This is a genomic window from Dyadobacter luteus (assembly GCF_003383615.1).
Lineage (GTDB): Bacteria > Bacteroidota > Bacteroidia > Cytophagales > Spirosomataceae > Dyadobacter > Dyadobacter luteus.
Genome location: NZ_QNUL01000036.1, coordinates 1 through 22777 on the forward strand (window position 1 = coordinate 1; position 22777 = coordinate 22777).

Below are 22777 nucleotides of genomic sequence, written 5' to 3' on the forward strand. Positions count from 1 at the left end.
TACGAGGCCCGTACGCACGGTGGTGTGAGAGGACGGAAAATGAAAGGAGGAAAACTTTCATTTTCCTCCTACTCGATTTTGTTGGCATGATTTTCTGTTCAACCGAATAAAACAAAAAGGAATACATATGGAAACGCAGGTATATCAGCAAAAGGCTCAAAAGCTTGTAGCTGACATGAAAGAAATAATAGATGTAAAAGGTATTGATCTGTCATCTGCCTTAAAAAATTCCGGAGTATCTGAGGCTGATGCTAAGAAGATCCTGGAAGGTAAAAAGCTGCCGGCATTGGAAGAGTTTTTAGCGCTTTGCGAGATATCGGGAATTACATTTAGCATTCCCTCAGTTGAAACTCCGCCAAATCCGATGTAATCGCGAAGACTATTCCACTTCAAAGTTGAAGTCTCCATTCATCACCAGCCGGGCACTCACAGGTTCAGGATTGCCCGGCATTTGTAATCCTTTTATTTTTGCCGTTTTACCTTTGCTTAGCAGTTCATACACGTGTTTATCTGTTAGCTTTTTACCCAGAAATTCAAACGGAATTTTAAAGCCGCATTCCTGAAAATTAGCACAGCCATAGGCGGTACGGCCTTTTTTCAGAAGATGCTGTTTACATTTCGGGCAGGTGAGTGTTTCTATGGAAATATCTCCCTTGGGCTCTTTGGGTTTAGCAATCCGTTTCGGTTTCTCTGCAGGCTCCTCTGGTTTGTCTTCTGTTATGGCTATAGATTTGCCGGTGTTCATTTTCACTTCCCTTGTCAGGTCGACCACCATTTGAATCAATTCCTGTTTGAAGGTTTCCATCTGGTATTCACCTTTCTCAATAAGTCTCAGCTTCCTTTCCCACACACCGGTAAGCTCCGCGCTTTTGAGTAATTCATTGCTGATGGTATCAATAAGATCCATTCCCGTTTGGGTAGCGAAAATGTTCTTTTTCTTCTTCTCTATATATTTCCTCTTGAAGAGTGTTTCAATAATATTGGCACGTGTTGAAGGTCTGCCAATACCATTGTCTTTCAGTAACTCTCTAACTTCTTCATCCTCTACCTGCTTTCCGGCCGTTTCCATTGCCCTGAGCAAAGTAGCTTCTGTATAAGGTTTGGGAGGCGACGTTTTTCCCTGATGTACCCACGGCTCATGCGGACCACTTTCCCCGACTTCAAAGTTGGGCATTACCTTTTCCTCGTCAGCACCTTCTTTCTTTTCAGTCTTATCATTGGCATATACGATACGCCAACCAGGATCCAGGATTTGTTTCCCTGTTGCTTTAAATTCCACCTTTCCTACCATTCCCAACACGGTTGTGTTTGAGACACGACATTCAGGATAAAATACAGCAAGAAATCTTCTGACAATCATATCATAGATCCGTTTTTCATCCTGACTTACATGAACCGGCAACACACCAGTAGGTATAATCGCATGGTGATCTGTTACTTTTTTGTCATCAAATACCGTCTTTAGTTTCGGTATCGGATTGGCAAGTAATACTTCTGTATACTCTTTATAATAGGTCAGGTCTCTCATGATACCTTCAATCTTGGGATGAAGATCCTCCGAAAGATAGGTGGTATCTACTCTGGGGTAGGTCACAAACTTCTTCTCATACAGGTTCTGAATATGCTTCAGCGTTTCTTCCGCAGAATATCCGTACTTTTTGTTGGATTCCACCTGCAACGATGTAAGGTCGAATAGCTTGGGATTTCCTTCTTTACCTTCCTTTTTCTCAAATGAGGTTACTTCAAACGGAAATTCCAGAAGATAAGCCAGGCCTTTATTTGCCTTCTCCTGAAGTTTGATTCTATCAATGGTTGCGGTAAATTCTGTTTCCCGGTAAAGGGTTTTAAGCTCAAAATATTCCTCGACAACGAAAGCATTAATCTCTTTCTGTCGCTGGACGATCAGTGCAAGGGTAGGGGTTTGCACGCGACCGATAGACAGTACAACTTTTCCCTGCCCGAATTTTTTGGTGAACAGCCGGGTTGCATTCATGCCCAGCAGCCAATCACCTATTGCTCGCGCGCTACCGGCAGCATATAAATTATCGTATTGCTCACTTTCGCGCAACTTGTTAAATCCTTCTTTGATTGCCTGTTCAGTAAGAGAAGAAATCCATAGTCTTTTGACGGGAGCCTTGTTTTTGGCTTTTAGCAAAACCCAACGCTGAATCAGTTCACCTTCCTGGCCGGCATCACCACAATTAATCACCTGCTCAGAGTCGCGCACCAGATTTTCAATTACACCGAATTGTTTGAGGGCGCCTGCATTGTCAATCAGCTTAATACCGAAGCTGGACGGAATCATGGGCAGATCTTCCAGTCGCCAGGACTTCCACCTGTCGGTATAGTCATGAGGCTCCTTCAGCGTACAAAAGTGCCCGAAGGTCCAGGTAACCTGGTACCCATTACCCTCGAAGTATCCGTCCTTCCTCTGGCTGGCTCCCAGCACGGCAGCTATATCTTTGGCTACACTGGGTTTTTCAGCTATACAAACTTTCATGTGCGTGAACTCAGGACTATCTGATGTCCTATTGGTAAAATGGGAAGCAAAGTTTAACAATTAAATTGATTTTCTCGCCTCGCACGATAGAGAGTATAGCCTTTTTAATCATAGAAATAAGATTCACAATCCTTGAAATACAGAGCTATGGTGAGGTTTTAGAAAAAAAATAAAAAATAATTTAAATTTTTTTTCGGCTGTAATAATGTCAGGCAACCAAATTCTGGAGAAATCTGCCATTGGTAAAATCCACTCCGAATAATATTTGGTTTTAGGCTGACTGTAGCACATTTTCAATATGCAGTTACATACGCTGAAATACAAGTAAAATCGTATTAGGCAAGGTTCAAAATAAGCTTAGGCTTAAAAGTACCGGAATTTTCAGATTTTAACTTTCTGATATTTGAATAGTTATATTTTTTAAAACACTCACATCTGGTATAATGATGTAAAGTTCAGAATATAATTCTGTTTCTTCCATTGTATTATGCTTTCATTCAAAATATTGTATTATCTTTGTATCACAATTAGAAAGAAAGACAACGAGATACACAACAATTATAGGAACGATGAAAAATACAAAAAATATATTCGCGGCTGCCCTAATGGCAATGACAGTAGTTACTTTTGCTAATGCTGCTGATGAAAAAGCAAAAACAGCTGTAGTAGTTAACACACTACCTGCAAACGTACCAGCTCTTGAAACACCTGCACCACAGGTTGCAAAAAATACAACTGAGATCAACAACAAATACAATGCAAATCAGAAAGCAGCTATCGTAGAGCTTACTTTCAAAAAGTAAGTTTGAGAAGCAAGAAATTAAACCCCAGGTTAGGCGGGGTTTTGGATTGAGAATGAGATTGGTTAAAGAGAGCGGATATTTATCTGCTCTCTTTTTTTGTACCCGTTTTTATAGAAGCCAGATTTCTGGTTTTTAATCTTTCATAAGTACTTATCAGGATATCGTAATCGTCTTTAACCCAATTGCCCGTAGCCTCACCTTTGTAAGTGGTTGTCATGAAGAAGTCTTCCAGAATTGTATGTGCAAGTAATGCATCTTCTTCGGAATGGAAGTAGCTTATCCATTCTCCGGGAACGGACTTCTGTTTTACCACACCTATTCCGCTCCGGTATATTTTCAGTATGCCTTTGGAGAATTCCCAGGAAATAATGGATTGCTTACGTGTATCGGCAGCTTTGAATAAATAAGCGCTGTGCAATAGATATCCCCGTAGCCGGCTCAGAACTTCCTGTTTGCATTCCGCTTTGGCAGGCCTGTTTCTCCAGGTGTTGTTTGCAGGGTAAAATGGATCTTCTTTGTATACATCCAGTTTCTTTCCAAAAGCTCCAAGCTCCAGCGAACTGTTATCTGGTTGGGTTAACATCAGTACTTTAACACCATCACCATCACGACCTGCCCACACATGATAAGTAAGGGTTATTTTTTCTTTTTTAATGGTCAGACTGCTATCGACCTTGTTATAGCTCCATGCGCCGGCTGCAAACTCCCCACTACTCTTTACTTCCGAAAAAGTACTGTCGGGGAAGAAAGAGTATAGCGTTGCAGCGCTTAATGGATTTTCTTCGGGTAATTCACCATTCATATCGCTGAGCCGCCAGGTACCTTCCGGATTTATCTCAGGAGCCTTATACACAACTTCCTTCTCTGGTAAAGGGGCAGGTCGCCTGATAATGCCGCAACGGTCGAGTAATGCAATGATCAGTACAAAAATGATCTTAATATAGGTCATGGGACTAGAGAATATTGATGAACGTAACAATAAAAAAAGAAAGAAAATTTGTAAGATTCAATTGATAGCAGATAACATAACAGTGATTTGATCCTACAGGCATTAAATAATGGCAAAATGGATGTGATATAACTGCACCATTTGTTAACTTGAAATCGGGTCATGCTCTGCGTTGCAAATGACTTAGGCACATTTGAAACTTTCAACTCTATGAAATACCTCTTACTAACTGCTTCTCTTAGCTTAACTGCTTCGGGATTTTATATTTTTTCAAACAAGATTGCCAAATCAAATGCTAATGATGTAGCAACGGCTATCACGATGTGCGGTCCTGCGGCAGCGGGAGAAGTGGTTCCTGCTTTTAATGGTAAATATATCGGCGTGCTGCCGGGATGGGGAAATTATGAGTATGCAGTTTCAACTCAGGTGGATAGCGCACAATACTATTTCAATCAGGGGCTGAGTATGTATTACAGCTACCATATGAAAGAGGCGACTGCTTCATTCAAAGAAGCTGCGCGGCTGGATCCGTCACTTGCAATGGCATACTGGGGAGAAGCGCTGACGCTCGGCCCTTACTACAATGCGGCGCATACCTACACCAAACCTGCTTCTATAGGTGAAGTTTTGGCACGCATGAATCAATACAGCACCGGCGCATCTGAAAAGGAAAAACATCTGATTGCGGCCATGAATATCAGATACAATCCTGAACTGGGCGGCGGAGAGTTGAAAACGTCAGAAGACGCTTACGCAAAAAAACTAAAAGAGCTGATTGAATTGTATCCGGGCGATCAGGACATACGAATTTTATATGTTGATGCAATTATGCTCATGCATGCCTGGGATTTTTGGGATCAATCCGGAAATGCCAAAGCCTGGACGCCGGAAGTCGTCGCCATTTGCGAACAGGTTTTGAAAGAGAACCCCGAACATCCTGCCGCCCTGCACTATCACATTCACCTCACTGAGGCATCGGATCATCCTCAGGTAGCACTACCCAATGCCGATGCGCTCGCGAAATTACTTCCAGGCGTGCCGCATATGGTTCATATGGCTAGTCATGAATACCAACGCAACGGTCTGTATACAAAGGGAGTAAGGGTCAATAACCTGGCGGATGATAATCTGTTGGTCTATAAGAACCTGGCCGAAAATCTGAATCTCAACAGGCATTCGTCACATTACTTTGCCGTACAAACCTACTGCGCGCTAAGTGGAGGCATGTATACGACTGCGATGAACAGCGCATTGAAGGCACGTCAGAGTGTTGCCCCATCTGCACAGGCTACGTATGACCAATATCTTTTTATGTTGCCCGTTCTTACAAATGTCCGCCTTGGAAAGTGGGATGAGATTTTGAATGATACTACTGTGATTGAGAAAGATTGGATCTATGCAGGACTGATTCAGAATTTTGCTAAAGGTATGGCTCATGTCAACAAAGGCAATTCTAGAGCAGCAAAGGAGCAATTAAGCCAATTGAGATCAAAAATGAACGATAAAAGTTTAATTAAAAGTCGCGTTCCATTTAACGCACCAGTTGATATAGTAGAAATACCGGAACAAATACTCAATTCAGCAATTTTGTTTAATGGTAAAAAATACTTTGAAAGTAACCTGGCTCTGGGAAAAGCCATTGTTACTGAAGATAAGCTGATCTACACCGAGCCAAACGACTGGCCTCTTCCAGTACGACAATATTTGGGTGCTCAGTTACTTAAATTAAAGGAGTATGAAACGGCTGAAGCAGTGTTTCGGCAGGATCTTGCCAAAAATCCGGGTAACGGATGGTCTAACCTGGGATTGTATAAGAGCCTGCAGGCACAAAAAAAGGAGGCCGACTCCTATAAACAGGAATATTTAAGAGCATTTTCTGATGCGGAATCAATTCCCTCTGGTTCTGTTGTTATGAATTGGTAAGTAAGATTTTGTGATTTTCAACAAACCGTGTCTGGCTATGAATAAAAGTTTCAATGCATTGTATGTGACAAACACAGATCAGGGTTTTAAATCAGAAATTAAAACTCTGTTTTTAAATAATCTACCTGAAAATGAGGTTCTGATCAGGGTTCAATATTCGTCGTTGAATTACAAGGATGCCTTGTCCGCATCCGGGAATAAAGGTGTGACACGGAAATTTCCCCATGTTCCTGGCATTGATGCTGCAGGAATCGTCGAGAGCTCAACAAATATATCCTTCAAAAACGGAGACAAGGTGCTGGTCACAGGCTACGACCTTGGCATGAATACCTGGGGTGGTTTTGGTGAATACATCAGCGTGCCTGCGTCATGGATAGTACCTTTGCCCGAAAACCTAACGCTGTTAGAAGCTATGAGTTTTGGCACTGCCGGATTTACCGCCGGTCTTTCTATAGAGAAGATTGTGAATGCAGGTATTCTGCCCGGGTCCGGAACGGTTGTGGTGAGTGGAGCTACCGGAGGTGTGGGGAGCACGGCCATTGCAATATTAAGTACAATCGGTTATCAGGTTGCGGCGGTTTCAGGCAAAACGTCAAATTCCTTTCTTACAGATGTGGCTGGCGCTACCCGAATCATTGACAGGAACCATTTTGTAGATCAATACGATACTAAACCGCTGTCAGGAGCGGATTTTTCCGCAGGTATAGACAATGTCGGAGGGGCGATCCTTTCCGGTATATTAAAGTCAGTAATGCCTGGTGGCGTAGTGACGAGCTGTGGCAATGTGGCATCGGCTTCATTAAATACTTCTGTTTTTCCATTCATTCTGAGAGGGATAACTCTTCATGGTATAGACTCGGCGGAGGTTGCCATGTCTTTACGGTTAAAGGTTTGGGAGCAATTGGCCAACAACTGGAAACCTCAACAACTCAGCGATCTTGTTAAAGTTATTCATCCTGAAGATTTGCAGGATAAATTGCAGGAGTTGCTGGACGGCAAAGCACAGGGGAGATATGTATTGAAACACAGGGATTAATTTAATTAAACAACTTTAACGAAACTGTTGCGTGGTGGATAAACCAGACATGCAGCAGTTTTTTTTGTTTATAATCAGTCGTTTACCAAAATGAGGTGTGGTTACTCAAAGATTATTTTAAATAATTTATACTAAAATAAATCCTAAATATTTGTTCGTACGAAATATTTCCTACCTTTGGATCGATATCAGAATACATACGTATGGAACCTACAAAATCAGAACTGGAAATATTACAGGTGCTTTGGCAAAACGGGCCGTCGACAGTCCGGTTTGTAAATGACAAATTGAACGAAGAAAAAAGGGCGGTGCAGTATTCGTCAACTTTGAAGCTGATGCAGATTATGGCCGAGAAGGGAATTGTTACAAGGGATGAAAGCAGCATGAAGCATGTGTATAGTCCTGCGGAAGCTGAGCAAAAGACCAAAACGAAATTACTGGAACGTTTCGTAGATTCGATGTACAACGGATCGGCGAGCAGTCTTGTGATGCAACTTTTTGGTAATAAGAAAACCAGCAGAGAAGAGCTGGATGAAATAAAGGAATTTCTGAATAAGCTGGATTGATTAAAGTACTTTAAGATCTATTAGCCATGATTATGAAAAATATCAATCTGTTTGCATGGAATTCTGACTTCATTCAGGCCTTCAGCTGGACGCTCATTCACTCGTTATGGCAAGGAATTATTCTGGCAGTTTTGGCTGGGATCTTACTGCTTTCTACACGAAATGTGAGGCCAGCCATTCGCTATAACATCCTTTCAGGGCTGATGCTTTGCTTTGTTCTCGCTAACTGTGTTACGTTTTTTATGCAGTACAACGGTGGAAAGGTAATCCATTCAAGTGCAACGATTTCAGCAGGCATCCCGCAACAAATTCGATTCCATCAGGTTGGTGTTGAGAATATCTCCACGGGTTTTCTGACAAAGGTCCTTGCCGTTGCTTCGGAAAATGCGACGATCATTGTGGGCATCTGGTTTTTGATTTTTCTGGGTAAAAGTTTAAAAACATGCACAGGTCTCGCTCGTATACATCGTCTGCGCACATCGCATTCAACACCGGTAGACAGACAATGGGAAAACAGGGTCGTACAGCTGGCTTCTTTGTTGAAATTCAAAGGAGCGGTGATGCTTCGGCAATCAGAGCGGATTGTAACTCCTATAGTTACGGGCGTACTGAAGCCCATGATTATTGTACCCGCCGGATTCTTCATTCAATTACCACAGGCTGAGATTGAAGCTATTCTGCTTCACGAGCTGGCACATGCCAGACGGCAGGATTTTCTGGTCAATCTGATCCAGAATTTTGCAGAAAGTATATATTTCTTCAATCCCGGTCTTTTGTGGGTTTCTTATCTGATCCGCCAGGAAAGGGAACACTGTTGTGACGACCTCGCCATATCAGCAGTTTCGGATAAGAAAGTTTTTGTCAATGCACTTGTAGTTTACCAGGAATACAAATTAAATGATTCTGTTCAGTTGGTTGCGTTTGCAGGCAAGCGTAATCATTTGCTGTCCCGAATCAAACGTATCATTCATAACTACAATAAACCTTTAGATGCCATGGAAAAATTATTTGTAACGGTTAGTCTTTTAAGCGGAGCTGCGCTTTTGGCAGCATTTCAAAAACAGGAAATTCCAGCTCCTCCTCCGCCGCCGCCTGTGAATGTAGTTGCTCCCATAGCTCCACCTGCGCCACCAACCCCACCGGCACCGTTTTCTGATACTTTACCAGTACCGCCAGCACCTGGTGTTGCTGGTTCTGGGGAAGATATATCCACTTATCATATTACAAGAGATAAAAAAAGGTATGAGATTACAGAAATTGATGGCGAAATCACCGGACTTACAATCAATGGAAAGGTCATTACGTCAGATCAAATCCCGTCGTATCAGGCTGAGCTTGAACCTGTATTGAAGGAGCTCAGGGAACAAGAAGAACAGGCACAGGAACTTAGAGAGCAATCTGACGAACTGAGACTGGAAGCTGAGCAACTAAGAAAAGAAGCTATTGAACTTAAAAAAGAGGCTGAATTAATGCGGGTCCATTCTTTGAATGCAAAGGAAATGGCTTACCTCGATAAAAACGAGATGAAGGCACTGGCGCGTGAAGCACAAATTATTGCTGCCGAAGCGAAAGAACTGGCAGGTATTCATGGTGAGACAACAAAAGCTCTTGTACGTGAATCACAAGTACTGGCGGCAGAAGCAAAAGAACTGGCCCGAATAGACACCGAGGAATTGCGGAAGAACAGCGAAGAGCTGAGAAAGCAGTCGCTTGTGTTAAAGAGGGAAGCAGAAGTGCTCAGAGCACATGCTGAGGTGGAACGCGTACGTTCAGAAGAACTCAGGACAAAGTTTGAAAAACTTCAGCAGGAGTTTATTTCAGAACTGAAAAAAGATGGAATCATCACTGGCAAGGACGGGCTTAGCTACAGACTTACCGATTCGGAATTTGAAGTTAACGGCGTTAAGCAATCTTCCTTTGTTCATTCGAAATACAGAAAGCGATTTTTACAGACCAAAGGTTCAGAAATGGTTTATAACTGGAAGGATGTATCCGGGCATACTATTACGGGTTCGATTCAGAGAAAATGATTTAAAACGGTATGGATTTGGAAATGCTCCGGTGACTTGTCGCCGGAGCATCTTTCTTTGTAGGGGTAGCTATTTTTTATGATCAGTTGTACCTTAAGTCACATAATTTGTCTGTTCGTATAGTAGAAACGTGCGTGTCATGTCTATATAAAGGAATACATAAAATATTCACGATGGTTCGTACTCTTCTCCTTCTATTTTTTTTTATTCCGGGTGCATCGTTTGCACAGGTCAGTCTGGCCCGTATTTTTTCTGATCATGTGGTTTTACAGAGAGAAAAACCCATTCCGGTGTGGGGCTGGGCCAAGCCTGGCGAAAAGGTAACAATTACACTGGCAGGCCAAAATCAGACTGTTAAAGCAGCTGGTGACGGGAAATGGGTAGTACGATTTAAACCGTTGAAAGCAGGTGGTCCACATACCATTTCGGTCAACGCAAAATCGGGAATTGCTAAGGTTCAGGATGTATTAATCGGTGAAGTATGGTTATGCTCAGGGCAGTCTAACATGGAATGGCCGGTTTCCAGAGCCGATAATTATGAGACTGAACGTAAAAACGCAGATTTTCCTCAAATAAGACATTTTAAGGTGGAGCACGTTGTGACTCTGGCAACCGAAAAGGACCTCAAATCAGGAAAATGGAAGCAGGCATCTTCTGAAACAGTTGGTGACTTTACAGCCGTGGGATTCTTTTTTGCCCGTGAATTATATCAAAAATTGAAGGTACCAATCGGGATACTACACTCTTCGTGGGGAGGATCTCAGATTGAGGGCTGGATCAGCAAAGAAGCGATGGCCGGAAGTGATGAATTCAGAGATTACGCACAAAACTTGCCTCAGACGTGGGAGCAGGCAGACCTGATTATGGACCGGAAGTTGCGAACGCAACTTTTCAAAAGTTCAGATTACACTCCTTTAGAATCAGATGAAAGCAAATACATCAGTGGATCTGCTGATTTCAGTAAATGGCAATCTGCTCCGGATCCCGTTGGACAATGGGACTGGAAAGGGCTCATGGGATTTCGTGGTGATGGATTCATGGCCAAAACAGTAGTATTACCGGATGAAATGAATGAAAAACCTACCACACTTTCGCTCGCCGAAAATGATAATAAGGTAGAAGTTTACATTAATGGCAGGTTAGTAAGCTCGGATGCTGTTAAAGGTTCCCGTAAAATAGCTCTGCCTGTAAATACCTGGAAAGTAGGAGATAATCAGCTTGTCATTAAAGTGGGTAAAGTTCTTAGCACGTCCTGGTTCGGTCCGGGACTTATGGGCAGCAATTCGGATATGTATGTAGAAGCGGGTCAACAAAAGGTGAGTCTCGCAAGCGATTGGAAACTTATGCCATCATTTGCAGGTAAGCATGAATATGCGCATCTGATGAATAATGTGGGCACTACCATTTACAACGCAATGATAGCACCGCTTGTGCCGTTTGCCATCCGGGGTACGCTATGGTACCAGGGTGAGAGCAATGCCGGAAGAGCTTATCAATACCGGAGAGCGTTCCCGTTGCTGATTGATAACTGGAGAAAGTTGTGGCAAGATCCGTTTTCCTTTTACTGGGTGCAGCTATCAAGTTTTGGCAGGGATGTCAACAGTAACGAAGGAAGTACATGGGCGGAACTGCGTGAAGCACAAAACATGACGTTAGCATTGCCGGGCACCGGAATGGTGGTTACCACGGATATAGGTAATCCAAAAGACATTCATCCGACTAATAAACAAGATGTTGGCAAACGGCTTGCAGCCAAGGCATTGAATAAGGATTATGGTATGCCCAACATGCCGGAATCTCCGGTCTTCGATAAAATGGAAACTGAAGGGAGTAAAGCCATTATTTCAGTGAAATATGCGGATGACGGTTTACAGGTGAAAAATCGTTATGGCTATGTGACCGGCTTTGAGATAGCTGGAGAAGACAAGGTTTTTCATTATGCACAAGCGCTGATCCATAATGGTAAAATCGAGATATCTAACACTAAGATCAATAAGCCTGTCGCAGTAAGATATAACTGGAGCGACGCTACCGAGGATGGGCAAATTTTTAATCTTGCAGGTTTCCCGCTGGCACCTTTCCGTACAGATTCATGGACCGGACTTACTGAAGAAAACAAGTTTAACTAATCGATGAAATTACGATTTGCTTTGATAGTTGCCGCAGCCGGAGTGTTTCTGATCGCTGCAAGGAAACTTACGATGTTGGCAGGTAATGCAGTACATGCGGACTGGACTGAATATCTGGGAGGCCCCGACCGTAATCATTATTCTGCATTGACCCAGATTAATCCTGACAATGTAACTAAACTCCAGCCAGTCTGGTCTTACAGTGCACCAGATTCGGGCCAGATGCAGATGAACCCGATCATTGTGAATGAGGTATTGTACGGAGTAACCGCTGGTGTGCGGGCATTTGCACTGGATGCCGCCACCGGTAAGGAAATCTGGACGTTTGGAAGTAAATCTACTGTTGGGTCAAACACAAGCAGGGGTGTTGCCTATTGGGAAAAGGGAAGTGATAAACGTATTCTTCATTCGATAGGATCTTACCTGTATGCCTTGAATGCTGAGAATGGTAAACCGATTGAAAGTTTCGGAGATAAAGGACGTATTGACCTTCACGACGGACTTCCGGAAACTGCCAGGGATAAATATCTTGTTTCCAATACACCGGGAACTATTTTCAACGATTTGATCATCATGCCGGTTCGTCTATCGGAAGACACCGACGCAGCACCGGGAGATATCAGAGCCTTTAATGTGCTTACAGGAAAAGTAGCCTGGACTTTTCATACCATTCCGTATCCTGGTGAATACGGCTATGAGACTTTCCCTAAAGATGCCTATAAAAACACCTATACCGGAGGAGGAAATAACTGGGCAGGTATGGCAATTGACCGTAAGCGGGGTATCATCTATATACCCACTGGCTCTGCAGGATATGATTTTTTTGGTGGATTGAGAAAGGGGAAAAATTTGTTTGCCAACTGTTTGCTTGCGTTGGATGCACGTACGGGTAAACGTATCTGGCACTTCCAGACAATGCATCACGATCTTTGGGACAGAGACTTACCTGCTCCTCCTAACCTCATCACTGTTACACATAACGGTCGCAGGGTAGATGCAGTAGCGCAAGTAAGCAAGCAGGGGTATGTTTTCATTTTTGATCGTACCAACGGTACTCCGCTCTTCCCGATTCATGAGGTAAGTGCCCCGACCAATACTTTATCCGGTGAGTTTCCTTGGCCTACACAGCCGGTGCCCCAAAAGCCTGAACCGTTTGCAAGAGAATCTTATAAACTCACAGAACAAGATATTAGTATTCATGCGCCGGACCGGGATACGCTGGTGGCACGCTTCAGAACTTACCGGAAGGATCGTTTCTCGACGCCTTCAAAAGAGGGGACGATTATTCTTCCGGGATTTGACGGAGGAGCCGAATGGGGCGGAGCGGCGGCGGACCCCACAAAAGGAATACTTTATGTGAATAGTAATGAAATGCCATGGATACTAACCATGAAGGAGACACCGAAGGAAAGTGAGATGTCGGCGATGAGCCAGGGAGAAAAGGTCTATACCACCTACTGTTCAGCCTGTCATGGGCAGAACAGGGCCGGCAATGCCAAGAGCGGATATCCATCACTAGTGAACATAGGAGTACGTCGTGATAAGGCTTTTGTGAGCACGATTATTACTTCCGGCAAAGGGATGATGCCCGGATTTACAATGATTAGTTCAGACGAGAAACAGGCTTTGGTTTCCTTCCTTTTTGGTGATGAGAAAAAGGAGGCGGGAGAAGTTGCGATATCGTCCAAAAAAGTAAGAGTACCTTTCCAGAGTACAGGCTACAACAAGTTTCTGGATGCAAACGGTCACCCTGCTATTCAGCCTCCATGGGGGACGTTAAATGCAATTGATATGAATACGGGGGAATATCTCTGGAAAATTCCTTTGGGCGAAGAACAATCTTTGAAAGCGAAGGGAGTTCACAATACCGGAATAGAAAATTACGGCGGACCCGTAGTAACAGCCAGCGGGCTTCTGTTTATAGCTGCTACAAAGGATGGGAAGTTCAGGGCATTTGATAAAGCTTCGGGAAAACTATTGTGGGAGACCACATTACCCGCTGCCGGATTTGCAACTCCATCAACCTATCAAATCAATGGAAAGCAATATATCGTTATAGCTTGCGGGGGTACAAAATTAGGAACCGCCAAGGGAAATCAGATCGTTGCATTTGCTCTTCCATAAATTACAAAGTGTTTCTAAAAGTATATACAGAATCGTAAAAGTTCACCGATTTTTCAGAAGGACAGATTTTTTCTGTCCTTCGCTATTTAAATTGAACATCTGGCACAATTTTATCGTATATAACCATATCTAAACAAATATTTCAGCGGGTTATCCCATGATTCGAGTAACACCATTTTATACCAGGCTTGCACACATTCTGATCAGCCTGATATGCCTTTGCTACATTGCCATCGTCGGGCGCACGCTGCTGGCTCCGCTTATCTTTGCATTATTATTTTCCATGCTACTATTGCCTTTTGCCGGCTACATGGAAAGGAAGTTCCGGTTTCCAAGATCGGTTTCGTCCATGATTGCGCTTCTTTCTCTTGTATTAGGAATTGTGGCGATCATTACTATTTTGGGTACACAAATAACCCAATTAGCTCAGGACTGGCCTGCTTTTAAGCAACAGGTAATTACTGCAACGGCGGATCTCCAAAAATGGATTGCACTCACCTTTCATGTGAATGCTGACGAACAGATTAACTATCTGAGTGATTCTGCAACGAAAGCATTGGATACCGGAACTTCTCTGATTGGACACACACTGTTATCCGTTTCGTCTGTATTGCTGTTTCTGCTTTTTATATTTCTGTATACATTTTTCATATTGCTTCATAGAAGGTTACTGCTACGATTTATCGTTTCCCTGTTCAGTGAGCAGCACGCAGTTATAGTTTATGATATTGTAGCTCAGGTTCAGTATATCGTTAAAAAATATATTGTTGGATTGTTTCTTCAAATGCTGATTGTAACGTTGTTATCCTGTATAGCCTTTTGGATTATCGGAGTAAAATACGCGTTTCTGTTAGGACTGATTACGGGGATTTTTAATCTCATTCCATACATCGGAATCGTAACGGCATTACTTTTAACTGTCCTGATTACCTTCGCAACAGCCTCCACAACTAAAATTCTGATGGTATTAATCGCGGTGATTGCGATACATCTCGTGGATAGTAATTACGTTATGCCGAAAATTGTAGGTTCCAAAGTGAAGATCAACACGTTGGTAGCTCTGCTCGGACTGGTGTTAGGTGAGATGATCTGGGGAATTACCGGTATGTTTCTTTCGATTCCGGTTATAGCTGTTATTAAAGTTATTTTTGATCGTGTGGATGGACTGAAGCCTTGGGGAATGGTGCTCGGCGACGACGACAGCAGCCCGGAAAGTAAAACAGCCGTTTCAGAAGTTTTAGAGGATCAGTCAAGATTAGAATAGTTATTCCTTATAGCTATATATCCCAACCGCACCAATCTGTGCGGTTTTTTTTGTCGTAGGTTAAACTGTAAATCAGTTGTTAACCAATAGAGTGAAGAATGACAAATTATGGGTGTGAGAGCCTTTTTTTGACAGCTATGGATGAAAAAAGGATTGTATGCTATGAGAACAGGGGGAGCAAGGATCATTACCATATCCATGCATACAGGCGAACGGGAGACAGCGTCAGATTCTTTTGCCTTGTTGAATCATTTTTTCGGTCACAGGATGATTCCAGATGGCTCGAAGGATCCATCAGGGCGTTTCATGAATTCAGTGAAGTATTGGGAGCAACCGCAGCATCGCTGGTATTGACAGACGAAAGTTTTGAGGTTGAAACAGATTACCGGCTACAATTGCCAATCCTGTCGGAAGCTGATGAGAAGTGGATTACGGTTGATTAAACCATGTTGTTATCTCGCAGTTTCAGTTGGTGTTAAACTGAAACTACGAGTTTTTATAAATTATTCTACGCTGGCCAGATCCTGTTCTCCAAATAACCGTCTCGCCATTTTTTTATCGTGTCCGTATACATCTTTACGGAAATTGAGCTTTCCTTCCGAATCAACCCATGCAGTGAAGTAACCGATGTACACGGGGATTTCATTTTCACCACGCAGACGCACATACTTTTCTTTTCCGGCATTCATCGCCTGACCAATCTTTTCGCTTGTCCATGTACTATCTCTTCTCAACAGGAATTCAGCCAGTTTTTTTGGCTCGGATAAACGAATACATCCATGGCTGAAAGCCCTTTGTGATTCCCCAAACAAACTTTTGGACGGAGTGTCGTGGAGGTAAATGTTATAGCTGTTTGGAAATAGAAACTTAACAAGTCCCAGTGAATTGGATTTACCCGGTTTTTGTCTCACTGAACCGCCGTTCCATTCCATATTATGTCTGGCCAGATAATTAGGGTTTCGTTTGATGCCTGGCAGAATTTCCTTCTTAAGAATACTTGCCGGTACATTCCAATAGGGACTAAAAACAACCTGATTGAGCGTTCCTGAGAATATGACAGTGCTATTCGCTTCAGAGCCGACAACCACATTCATCTCAAAAGACAGTTTTCCTTTTTCATAAACGTGAAGCATAAACTCGGGGATGTTCACAAGAAGGTAATCCGTTGTCGGGGAGGCTGGCATCCATCTGATCCGTTCCATGTTAATCAGCATCTGATGAATACGGTCAGTGGGGGATACACTCAATTCCCTGAAAAATGCCGGTCCTGTTTCTCCCGAAGGTTTTAAGCCGACACGACGCTGAAACTGCTTTACTGCAGTGGTTAAAGTAGAGTCAAATACATTTGTGCTGTCTGTTTCCTGCAAGTCGCCTAGTAAAACCAGACGTTCCTTCAAAAGTCCGACGAGCGTATCAGAACTTCCTTTTTTGAGTTTTTTCGAAGATTCAATCGCAGTCCACGGATAATCCTTCTGAATCTGATAATACTGCAGCAGGTATTTTTTAAGCAAATTATACTGACGATTTACTGGCTCGTAAGAAGCCAGATTCTGCCCCTTGTTCTTCACCAATGAGTCAAGAAATGATACAGCGTCCAGTTTGCGTCTCGGAATAAACCAATCCAGTTCCTGTGTATTCAATTTGCTGTCGCCGGAATAGGCCAGGTTAGAATAAAGAAGAAATTGTCTGGTCAACTGTAATTCAGTTTTAATAACCAGCGGGTCATTGGGATTAATCTTTTTCACCTTCGCGAGGGAATCAACCGCTGAGATAAGTGGAGCGTTATACAGCGAACTGTCGCCGGCGTAATGTATATAGTCGTTTTGTAAACTCAGGAAAGTGGGAACAAATTCTGCCATGCCATCAGGAAAAAACCAGGCAAACTGGAAGTTTCGCTGGTTATAGAAACTTCGCATGCGGTTGGCTGTACTGTCGTCGTGGGGAACCGTCTCCAGAAATTTCAGCAACGCAGAAGAATCAACAAACAATTCAGTAAAAGAATTTTCAACAGTTATGGTCGTGTCGCGTACAGCAATTTCTTTAGTTTTTTCTGTTTTGTCCCGGCAACTGAAGAAAGCTAAAGACAGGAGGAGAGCAATGCATATTTTGTGTGTCATAGATGTAGTTGAATTAGGTTATTGCTGCTAATATTACATCATTTTTGCTAAACATCATGAAACGGTTACAATAAGATTTATGCACCTATGATTCCCACTCTATACTTTTTTGGGATGGTATAGTATTTTTTCTAATGATACTGATCATCAGACTAAAGCCATGAAAAAGTACATCATATGCCATTACAAAAATGGATCTCTCATTTTCTCAACCATATCAGCCTATGAAAAGACATCGGCTGATCAGATTGTAGATATATTTCGAAAGTATAAGCTCACCACCGCTTCCAGACCGTTCCAAAATGATCAGTTTAAGGTAACAGGTCGCATCAATCTGCATTACGATCCTTTCAGCAGCAGCGAACTGCAATGGGATGAAGTTGTAAAGCAAATGACGCTCACGCTCAATGTGCTTGAAAGTGAACTCCAAAAGATGTTCCCTGTGAGTAACAATTTACCCACAGGTTCAGGTTAAATCAGTGTAATTAAGACCGTCATATAAATATTTCAAAATATCTAAGCCAAATGCGGCGGCAGGGGCAATTCCTTACTCGACTCGTCGGGAATGGGAGCCAGCCTTCCGCCGGGCAGCGGTATAAGTCCGGACCAAATTGGAAGCTCTTTGTCTTCCAATTCGTCATTGGGCATACCTGTGCGTATTTTAGCTGAAGCCTTATCAAGAGAAAAAGCAAGCGCCGTAGTCTTACGAACTTCTTTTTCTGTCATAGGTCTCAGGTAATCCCAACTATTCGGGACAATTTTTTCCGTAAGCCATTTGAATGCCTCATATTTGGTTTCATAATCTTCGATTTTCTCTGCTTCTGCAAAAATGACTACGGATCTGTAGTTGACAGAATGACTAAATGCAGATTTGGCCACTACAAGATCATCAACAAGCATGACGGTGATACAAACCGGAATACCTTTTTCAATTTCCCTGATAAAATGGCTCCCAACTGATCCGTGAATGTAAATTTTGTCGGCATAGCGGACGAACGAAGTCGGTATAGAAAATGGTTGGTTGTTGACCGAATAGCTGATCGTACAGAACAATGCTTCATCCAATATCGGATAAATTTCGTCTGGTTGGTAGTGAGCCCGCTTGGCCGCACGGCTGGGTGTGAGATGATCTTCTGGCTTTTTCATGATACTTGTTTTTTTAACAAATATCCCTTAAGATTGGATTGTGGTAACCGTCCAATTTTCAAAATTGCAATAGTCCAATTATGCTTTCCGTAACATCATTCATTACCGTTGACCGTACACACTCAGAAGCTATCTACATACAAATTGCCAATCAACTGGCACAGCTTATCCGAAAAGGGGTAATGTCGGCAGGTTTTCAGTTACCAAGTTCCAGGGTGATGGCCAAAGAGCTTGGCGTTCACCGGAAGACGGTAACCGAAGCATATGATGAGTTACTCTCACAGGGATGGCTGGAAGGCCGGCAGGGAAGCGGGACTTTTGTTGCGCAAAACATTCCCGTTATTAAGCCGGTTTCCATTGGCAGGGAAGAAGGATTAATCTCCCGAAAAGTGAGTGGCTTTACTTTGAAAGAACTAAACTACCCAAACAGACCTGTTACCAAATATCCCGAACCACTACACCTTGATGATGGATTTCCGGATGTCCGATTGGCACCACTGGGGGATTTGGCGAAAGCATATCGTAATCAGCTTATCAACGGAAACGGCTACAGCAGACTCGGCTATTCTGATCCGGAAGGGTCGCTCTGGTTACGGCAGGAGCTGGCTATATATCTGAATCAAACCCGCGGAATGGGTGTGTCTGTAGAGAACATCATGATCACTCGTGGCACAACAATGGGCTTACACCTGGCAGCATCTTCAATAATTTCAGACGGAGATATCGTAGTGACGGGCAATACTTGTTGGGCCGGCGCAAAGTATAACCTGCAACAGGCTGGCGGAAAAATTTTAACTGTCACAGTGGACGAGAACGGTATGGATACCGATGAACTGGAGCTACTTTGTGAAAAAATGCCTGTCAGGATGGTTTACGTTACTTCTCATCACCATTATCCCACCACGGTTACGCTTCGTGCAGACAGGCGGCTAAAACTACTGAATCTGGCAGAGCGATACGGATTCGCAATATTTGAAGACGATTATGATTACGATTTTCATTACATGAGCAAACCGCTTCTTCCGTTGGCTGCCAGTGATCCCAAAGGTATGGTGTTGTATTGCGGATCATTTACCAAGTCAATCGCACCGGCATTCAGGGTAGGCTATGTTATTGCCGCTGGGAATGTAATCGAAAGGCTGACACAATTACGAAGAATTATTGACAGGCAAGGCGATGTAGCCCTTGAAAATGCAATTGCTGATCTATTGCATAATGGTATTATTCAAAGGCATTTACGGAAATCATTACGGGAATACCGGCAACGGCGAGATGTTTTCTGTGAGTTGCTGACTACCGAACTTCCAGACAAAGTAAGTTTTGTAAAACCAGATGGAGGACTGGCAGTTTGGACCAGATTCGCCCCCACTTACAACATGACCCTCATTGCTCAACAGGCATCTAAAAGAGGGCTGTCTTTCTCCAATGGCCTGCTGCATGATTTACCAGGCGGAGGATTTACCCGGCTGGGTTTTGCATCCTCTACCACTGAAGAACTTGTTGGTACCATCGAAGTTTTGAAGGAAATTTTGTAGCGTTTAAAATTTAAAATATTAACCATTATCCTTGTTGAGTTTGTTCAATTTGTCGATCAGGTAAATCAGCTCCTGTTCTGATCTGCTCAATTCTTTCAATTCGGAAGATTCAATAACATTTCCTTCCGGGTCGTGAAAGTTCTTGAATTCCTCGCTGGCTTCGGGATCCTGTGTATTATCCGGGTCCGATAATTTGCTTTCCGTAATACTTTGCTTTTCGAATTCGACCTGTTGCCGTTTTGCCAGAATCTTTTCCTGAAGGTCTTTTTTCTGCTGTTCAATTTGATCCATAGTACTATGCTGTTTCAGGAATAAAACACAAAAATTAAGCCAATTGCGTCATGCTAACAGAATTTGTCAGGAAATGTAGTGTTGCTGACTTTCGTCATGAATTAACATTACTGATGTCATTTATTAGCTGCTCATCCCGAAGGATTTTTGTATTGAAAATTTCAGGATTGATATAGATCAATTTCTGAAAAATGATCTAACTTTCTATACAAATAAGTCTATGGATATCCCCAAATATACAACTGCTGAAGAGGCCGTTAAGCACGTTCAATCAGGCAACAGAGTCTTCATTCATGGTAGTGCCGCCACTCCGATTCACCTGGTGCAGGCATTACAAAAGAGACATTGGGAACTAAAGAATGTTGAATTTATCAGTATTACCACGTTGGGAGATGTGAATTTCAATGATCCTGTCCACCACAACAGTTTTTTCTTTAATTCTCTTTTTGTTTCTGCAAATACACGTTCAGTGGTAAACAGCGACTACGGAGATTATGTACCCATTTTTTTGAGCCAGATTCCGCAACTTGTCAAGAGCGACAAACTGCCTGTGGATGTGGCGATGATTCAGGTTTCCCCTCCGGATGCTCATGGTTTCTGTTCATTGGGTACATCAGTAGATATTGCCCGCGCTGTGGTTGACTCAGCTAAACATGTGATAGCCCAGGTGAATCCATCCATGCCAAGAACACACGGCGACGGGTTTGTACACATTGGCAAAATTGATTCACTCGTATGGCATCAGGCAGATCTTCCGGAAATCGATTATTCTTTAAATGCCAAACCGGCGATGGTACAAATCGGTGAGAATGTGGCTTCACTCATTGAGGATGGTGCTACCATTCAGGTTGGGATTGGTGCCATACCGGATCAGGTGCTGAGGAATCTGAAACATCACAAGAATCTTGGCCTGCATACCGAAATGCTGTCAGATGGTGTAATTCCCCTGATTGAAAGCGGAGTAATCAACAATAGTCTGAAAAAACTCAACCGTGGTAAGTCTGTGACCTCATTTATGGTGGGTACCAGAAAGCTTTACGATTTCGTGAACGACAATCCGGCGATTCGTGTGATGGATATCGCCTATGTGAATGACACAAGCATCATTCGCCAAAATCAAAAAGCGACAGCAATTAATTCCGCACTTGAACTCGATCTTACGGGCCAGGTTTGCGCAGATTCACTTGGCACTTATCAGTATTCTGGTATAGGAGGACAAATGGATTTCATCCGGGGGGCATCTTTGTCTGACGGAGGAATTCCAATTATTGCACTTCCATCTGTGACTTCCAGAGGTGAATCACGCATCGTGCCGTTTCTGAAAGAAGGAGCAGGAGTAGTGACGACCCGGGGACATATTCACTGGGTTGTAACCGAATATGGTATGGTTGATTTGTTTGGAAAAAGCTTAAAGCAGAGAGCCCGCGCATTGATCAGTATTGCGCATCCTAATCATAGAGAGGATCTGGAGAGGGCATTTTGTGAACGTTTTGGCAGTTATCAGCGACCGGCGGTAACGAGCCTCTCTGATAGGGTATTTTGTCCGTAAGCCACCTCATAAATTCTGCATGCGGCCGGGTGTAATAGCCCGGCCGTATTGTTTTCAGGTAATCACAACTAGATCCGGCTCAGTATGCTCACCTTTGGCTGAAGTAGAATAAGCAAGCTGGATTTTCCGCCCCTTTGCATATGCTTCTTCCAATTTTCTGAAAACTGTAGCTTCTCCTTCCAGCTTCATAGCTTCAAACAGCACATTCCCATAGCTGAATTCTGCAGAGCCGAATCCGTTGCGTAATGCTGCTGCCTGATAATGATCGAATAGCTCTTTGCCTGTCATGCAAGTCATTTTTTTCCGTGGCTAATATGAACCAAAGATGCTCAGTCGTTACTGAAAGTTGCATAAGGGCGATATTTATTTTGAGATTCGGTGACATCAGTTGATGACAACCTTTGTATCACCTTCTTTAATCAGGATGTGACAGCAATCATGTGCGACCAGATAATCCTTCGAAATAACCTCTTTTCCATCTTTCCACCCGGTGAAACGAAATAATTTTCCACATTTATCTGTCAAAGATTGGTGCCCGTCCCCGACAAAAAGATATTTACCAAGTGATTGGAGGATGGCTGTATACTCATCGGTTTTTATAATAATCTCCCGTCCATCTTCTGCTCTTGTGACTTTGTATTTGTCTAATAAATATGGTTTTCCATTTTTATCTGTAATTTCGATAGTGATGTTACGATATTCTAATGTACAATTGATGGAACCTGCACAGCCACAAGGATCGACCTCTTTACGCTTATCCTTGCAGGCTGATAATGTAAAAATCAAAATGAGAGAAAAAAATGTGTTTTTCATAG

General features: G+C 43.0%; 20 protein-coding genes. 13 read left to right on the top strand and 7 right to left on the bottom strand.

Annotation, left to right across the window (positions count from 1 at the left end; translation table 11 throughout):
- The first annotated feature begins 127 nt into the window (after positions 1-127).
- On the top strand, positions 128-370 hold the full coding sequence (locus DSL64_RS26155; protein WP_115833919.1) for a transcriptional regulator: 243 nt from the start codon (positions 128-130) through the stop codon (positions 368-370).
- Between the two features lie 9 nt (positions 371-379).
- On the opposite strand, the gene DSL64_RS26160 is transcribed toward DSL64_RS26155, so the two are convergent.
- Entirely contained in the window at positions 380-2500 is a 2121-nt protein-coding gene (locus DSL64_RS26160; RefSeq protein ID WP_115833920.1) for a type IA DNA topoisomerase, read from the bottom strand.
- 569 nt (positions 2501-3069) lie between these two features.
- On the opposite strand from DSL64_RS26160, the gene DSL64_RS26165 reads away from it, so the two are divergent.
- On the top strand, positions 3070-3303 hold the full coding sequence (locus DSL64_RS26165) for a hypothetical protein (protein ID WP_115833921.1): 234 nt from the start codon (positions 3070-3072) through the stop codon (positions 3301-3303).
- 79 nt (positions 3304-3382) lie between these two features.
- Here DSL64_RS26165 and DSL64_RS26170 read toward each other — a convergent pair whose 3' ends face one another.
- The gene (locus DSL64_RS26170) at positions 3383-4252 is read right to left on the bottom strand and encodes a hypothetical protein (RefSeq protein ID WP_115833922.1); all 870 of its coding nucleotides are present in this window, start codon (positions 4250-4252) and stop codon (positions 3383-3385) included.
- A 210-nt stretch (positions 4253-4462) separates the two neighbouring features.
- Between DSL64_RS26170 and DSL64_RS26175 the strand changes: the two genes are divergently transcribed.
- The 8 genes from DSL64_RS26175 to DSL64_RS26210 all read left to right on the top strand — a co-directional run bounded on the left by DSL64_RS26175 (position 4463) and on the right by DSL64_RS26210 (position 15767).
- Complete coding sequence (locus tag DSL64_RS26175) at positions 4463-6175, top strand: tetratricopeptide repeat protein (RefSeq protein WP_115833958.1); 1713 nt, start codon at positions 4463-4465, stop codon at positions 6173-6175.
- Between the two features lie 37 nt (positions 6176-6212).
- Positions 6213-7211, top strand: coding sequence for a YhdH/YhfP family quinone oxidoreductase (locus tag DSL64_RS26180; protein ID WP_115833923.1), 999 nt, complete (start codon positions 6213-6215; stop codon positions 7209-7211).
- A gap of 203 nt (positions 7212-7414) precedes the next feature.
- A complete protein-coding gene (locus DSL64_RS26185) occupies positions 7415-7777 on the top strand; it encodes a BlaI/MecI/CopY family transcriptional regulator (protein WP_115833924.1) in 363 nt (120 codons plus the stop codon).
- Between the two features lie 32 nt (positions 7778-7809).
- Entirely contained in the window at positions 7810-9807 is a 1998-nt protein-coding gene (locus DSL64_RS26190; protein WP_158547982.1) for a M56 family metallopeptidase, read from the top strand.
- Between the two features lie 173 nt (positions 9808-9980).
- On the top strand, positions 9981-11936 hold the full coding sequence (locus DSL64_RS26195; RefSeq protein WP_115833926.1) for a sialate O-acetylesterase: 1956 nt from the start codon (positions 9981-9983) through the stop codon (positions 11934-11936).
- 3 nt (positions 11937-11939) lie between these two features.
- A complete protein-coding gene (locus DSL64_RS26200; protein WP_115833927.1) occupies positions 11940-14060 on the top strand; it encodes an outer membrane protein assembly factor BamB family protein in 2121 nt (706 codons plus the stop codon).
- Positions 14061-14217: 157 nt separating this feature from the next.
- The gene (locus DSL64_RS26205; RefSeq protein ID WP_115833928.1) at positions 14218-15324 is read left to right on the top strand and encodes an AI-2E family transporter; all 1107 of its coding nucleotides are present in this window, start codon (positions 14218-14220) and stop codon (positions 15322-15324) included.
- 137 nt (positions 15325-15461) lie between these two features.
- Positions 15462-15767: a hypothetical protein gene (locus DSL64_RS26210; RefSeq protein ID WP_115833929.1), complete on the top strand. Its 306-nt coding sequence runs from the start codon at positions 15462-15464 to the stop codon at positions 15765-15767.
- Between the two features lie 60 nt (positions 15768-15827).
- On the opposite strand, the gene DSL64_RS26215 is transcribed toward DSL64_RS26210, so the two are convergent.
- Entirely contained in the window at positions 15828-17441 is a 1614-nt protein-coding gene (locus DSL64_RS26215) for a L,D-transpeptidase family protein (protein WP_115833930.1), read from the bottom strand.
- 160 nt (positions 17442-17601) lie between these two features.
- On the opposite strand from DSL64_RS26215, the gene DSL64_RS26220 reads away from it, so the two are divergent.
- On the top strand, positions 17602-17916 hold the full coding sequence (locus tag DSL64_RS26220) for a hypothetical protein (protein ID WP_115833931.1): 315 nt from the start codon (positions 17602-17604) through the stop codon (positions 17914-17916).
- 41 nt (positions 17917-17957) lie between these two features.
- Here DSL64_RS26220 and DSL64_RS26225 read toward each other — a convergent pair whose 3' ends face one another.
- Positions 17958-18587, bottom strand: a complete 630-nt coding sequence (locus DSL64_RS26225; protein ID WP_115833932.1) for a pyridoxamine 5'-phosphate oxidase family protein — start codon at positions 18585-18587, stop codon at positions 17958-17960.
- An 80-nt stretch (positions 18588-18667) separates the two neighbouring features.
- Here DSL64_RS26225 and DSL64_RS26230 point away from each other — a divergent pair, with 80 nt between their 5' ends.
- Positions 18668-20122 (top strand): aminotransferase-like domain-containing protein, encoded by a 1455-nt coding sequence (locus tag DSL64_RS26230; protein WP_115833933.1) that lies wholly within the window; start codon positions 18668-18670, stop codon positions 20120-20122.
- An 18-nt stretch (positions 20123-20140) separates the two neighbouring features.
- On the opposite strand, the gene DSL64_RS26235 is transcribed toward DSL64_RS26230, so the two are convergent.
- Entirely contained in the window at positions 20141-20413 is a 273-nt protein-coding gene (locus DSL64_RS26235; RefSeq protein WP_115833934.1) for a hypothetical protein, read from the bottom strand.
- Between the two features lie 220 nt (positions 20414-20633).
- Between DSL64_RS26235 and DSL64_RS26240 the strand changes: the two genes are divergently transcribed.
- A complete protein-coding gene (locus DSL64_RS26240; RefSeq protein ID WP_115833935.1) occupies positions 20634-21962 on the top strand; it encodes an acetyl-CoA hydrolase/transferase family protein in 1329 nt (442 codons plus the stop codon).
- A 54-nt stretch (positions 21963-22016) separates the two neighbouring features.
- Here DSL64_RS26240 and DSL64_RS26245 read toward each other — a convergent pair whose 3' ends face one another.
- On the bottom strand, positions 22017-22250 hold the full coding sequence (locus DSL64_RS26245; RefSeq protein ID WP_229217235.1) for a hypothetical protein: 234 nt from the start codon (positions 22248-22250) through the stop codon (positions 22017-22019).
- A gap of 96 nt (positions 22251-22346) precedes the next feature.
- On the bottom strand, positions 22347-22775 hold the full coding sequence (locus DSL64_RS26250) for a hypothetical protein (protein WP_115833937.1): 429 nt from the start codon (positions 22773-22775) through the stop codon (positions 22347-22349).
- Positions 22776-22777 lie beyond the last annotated feature (2 nt).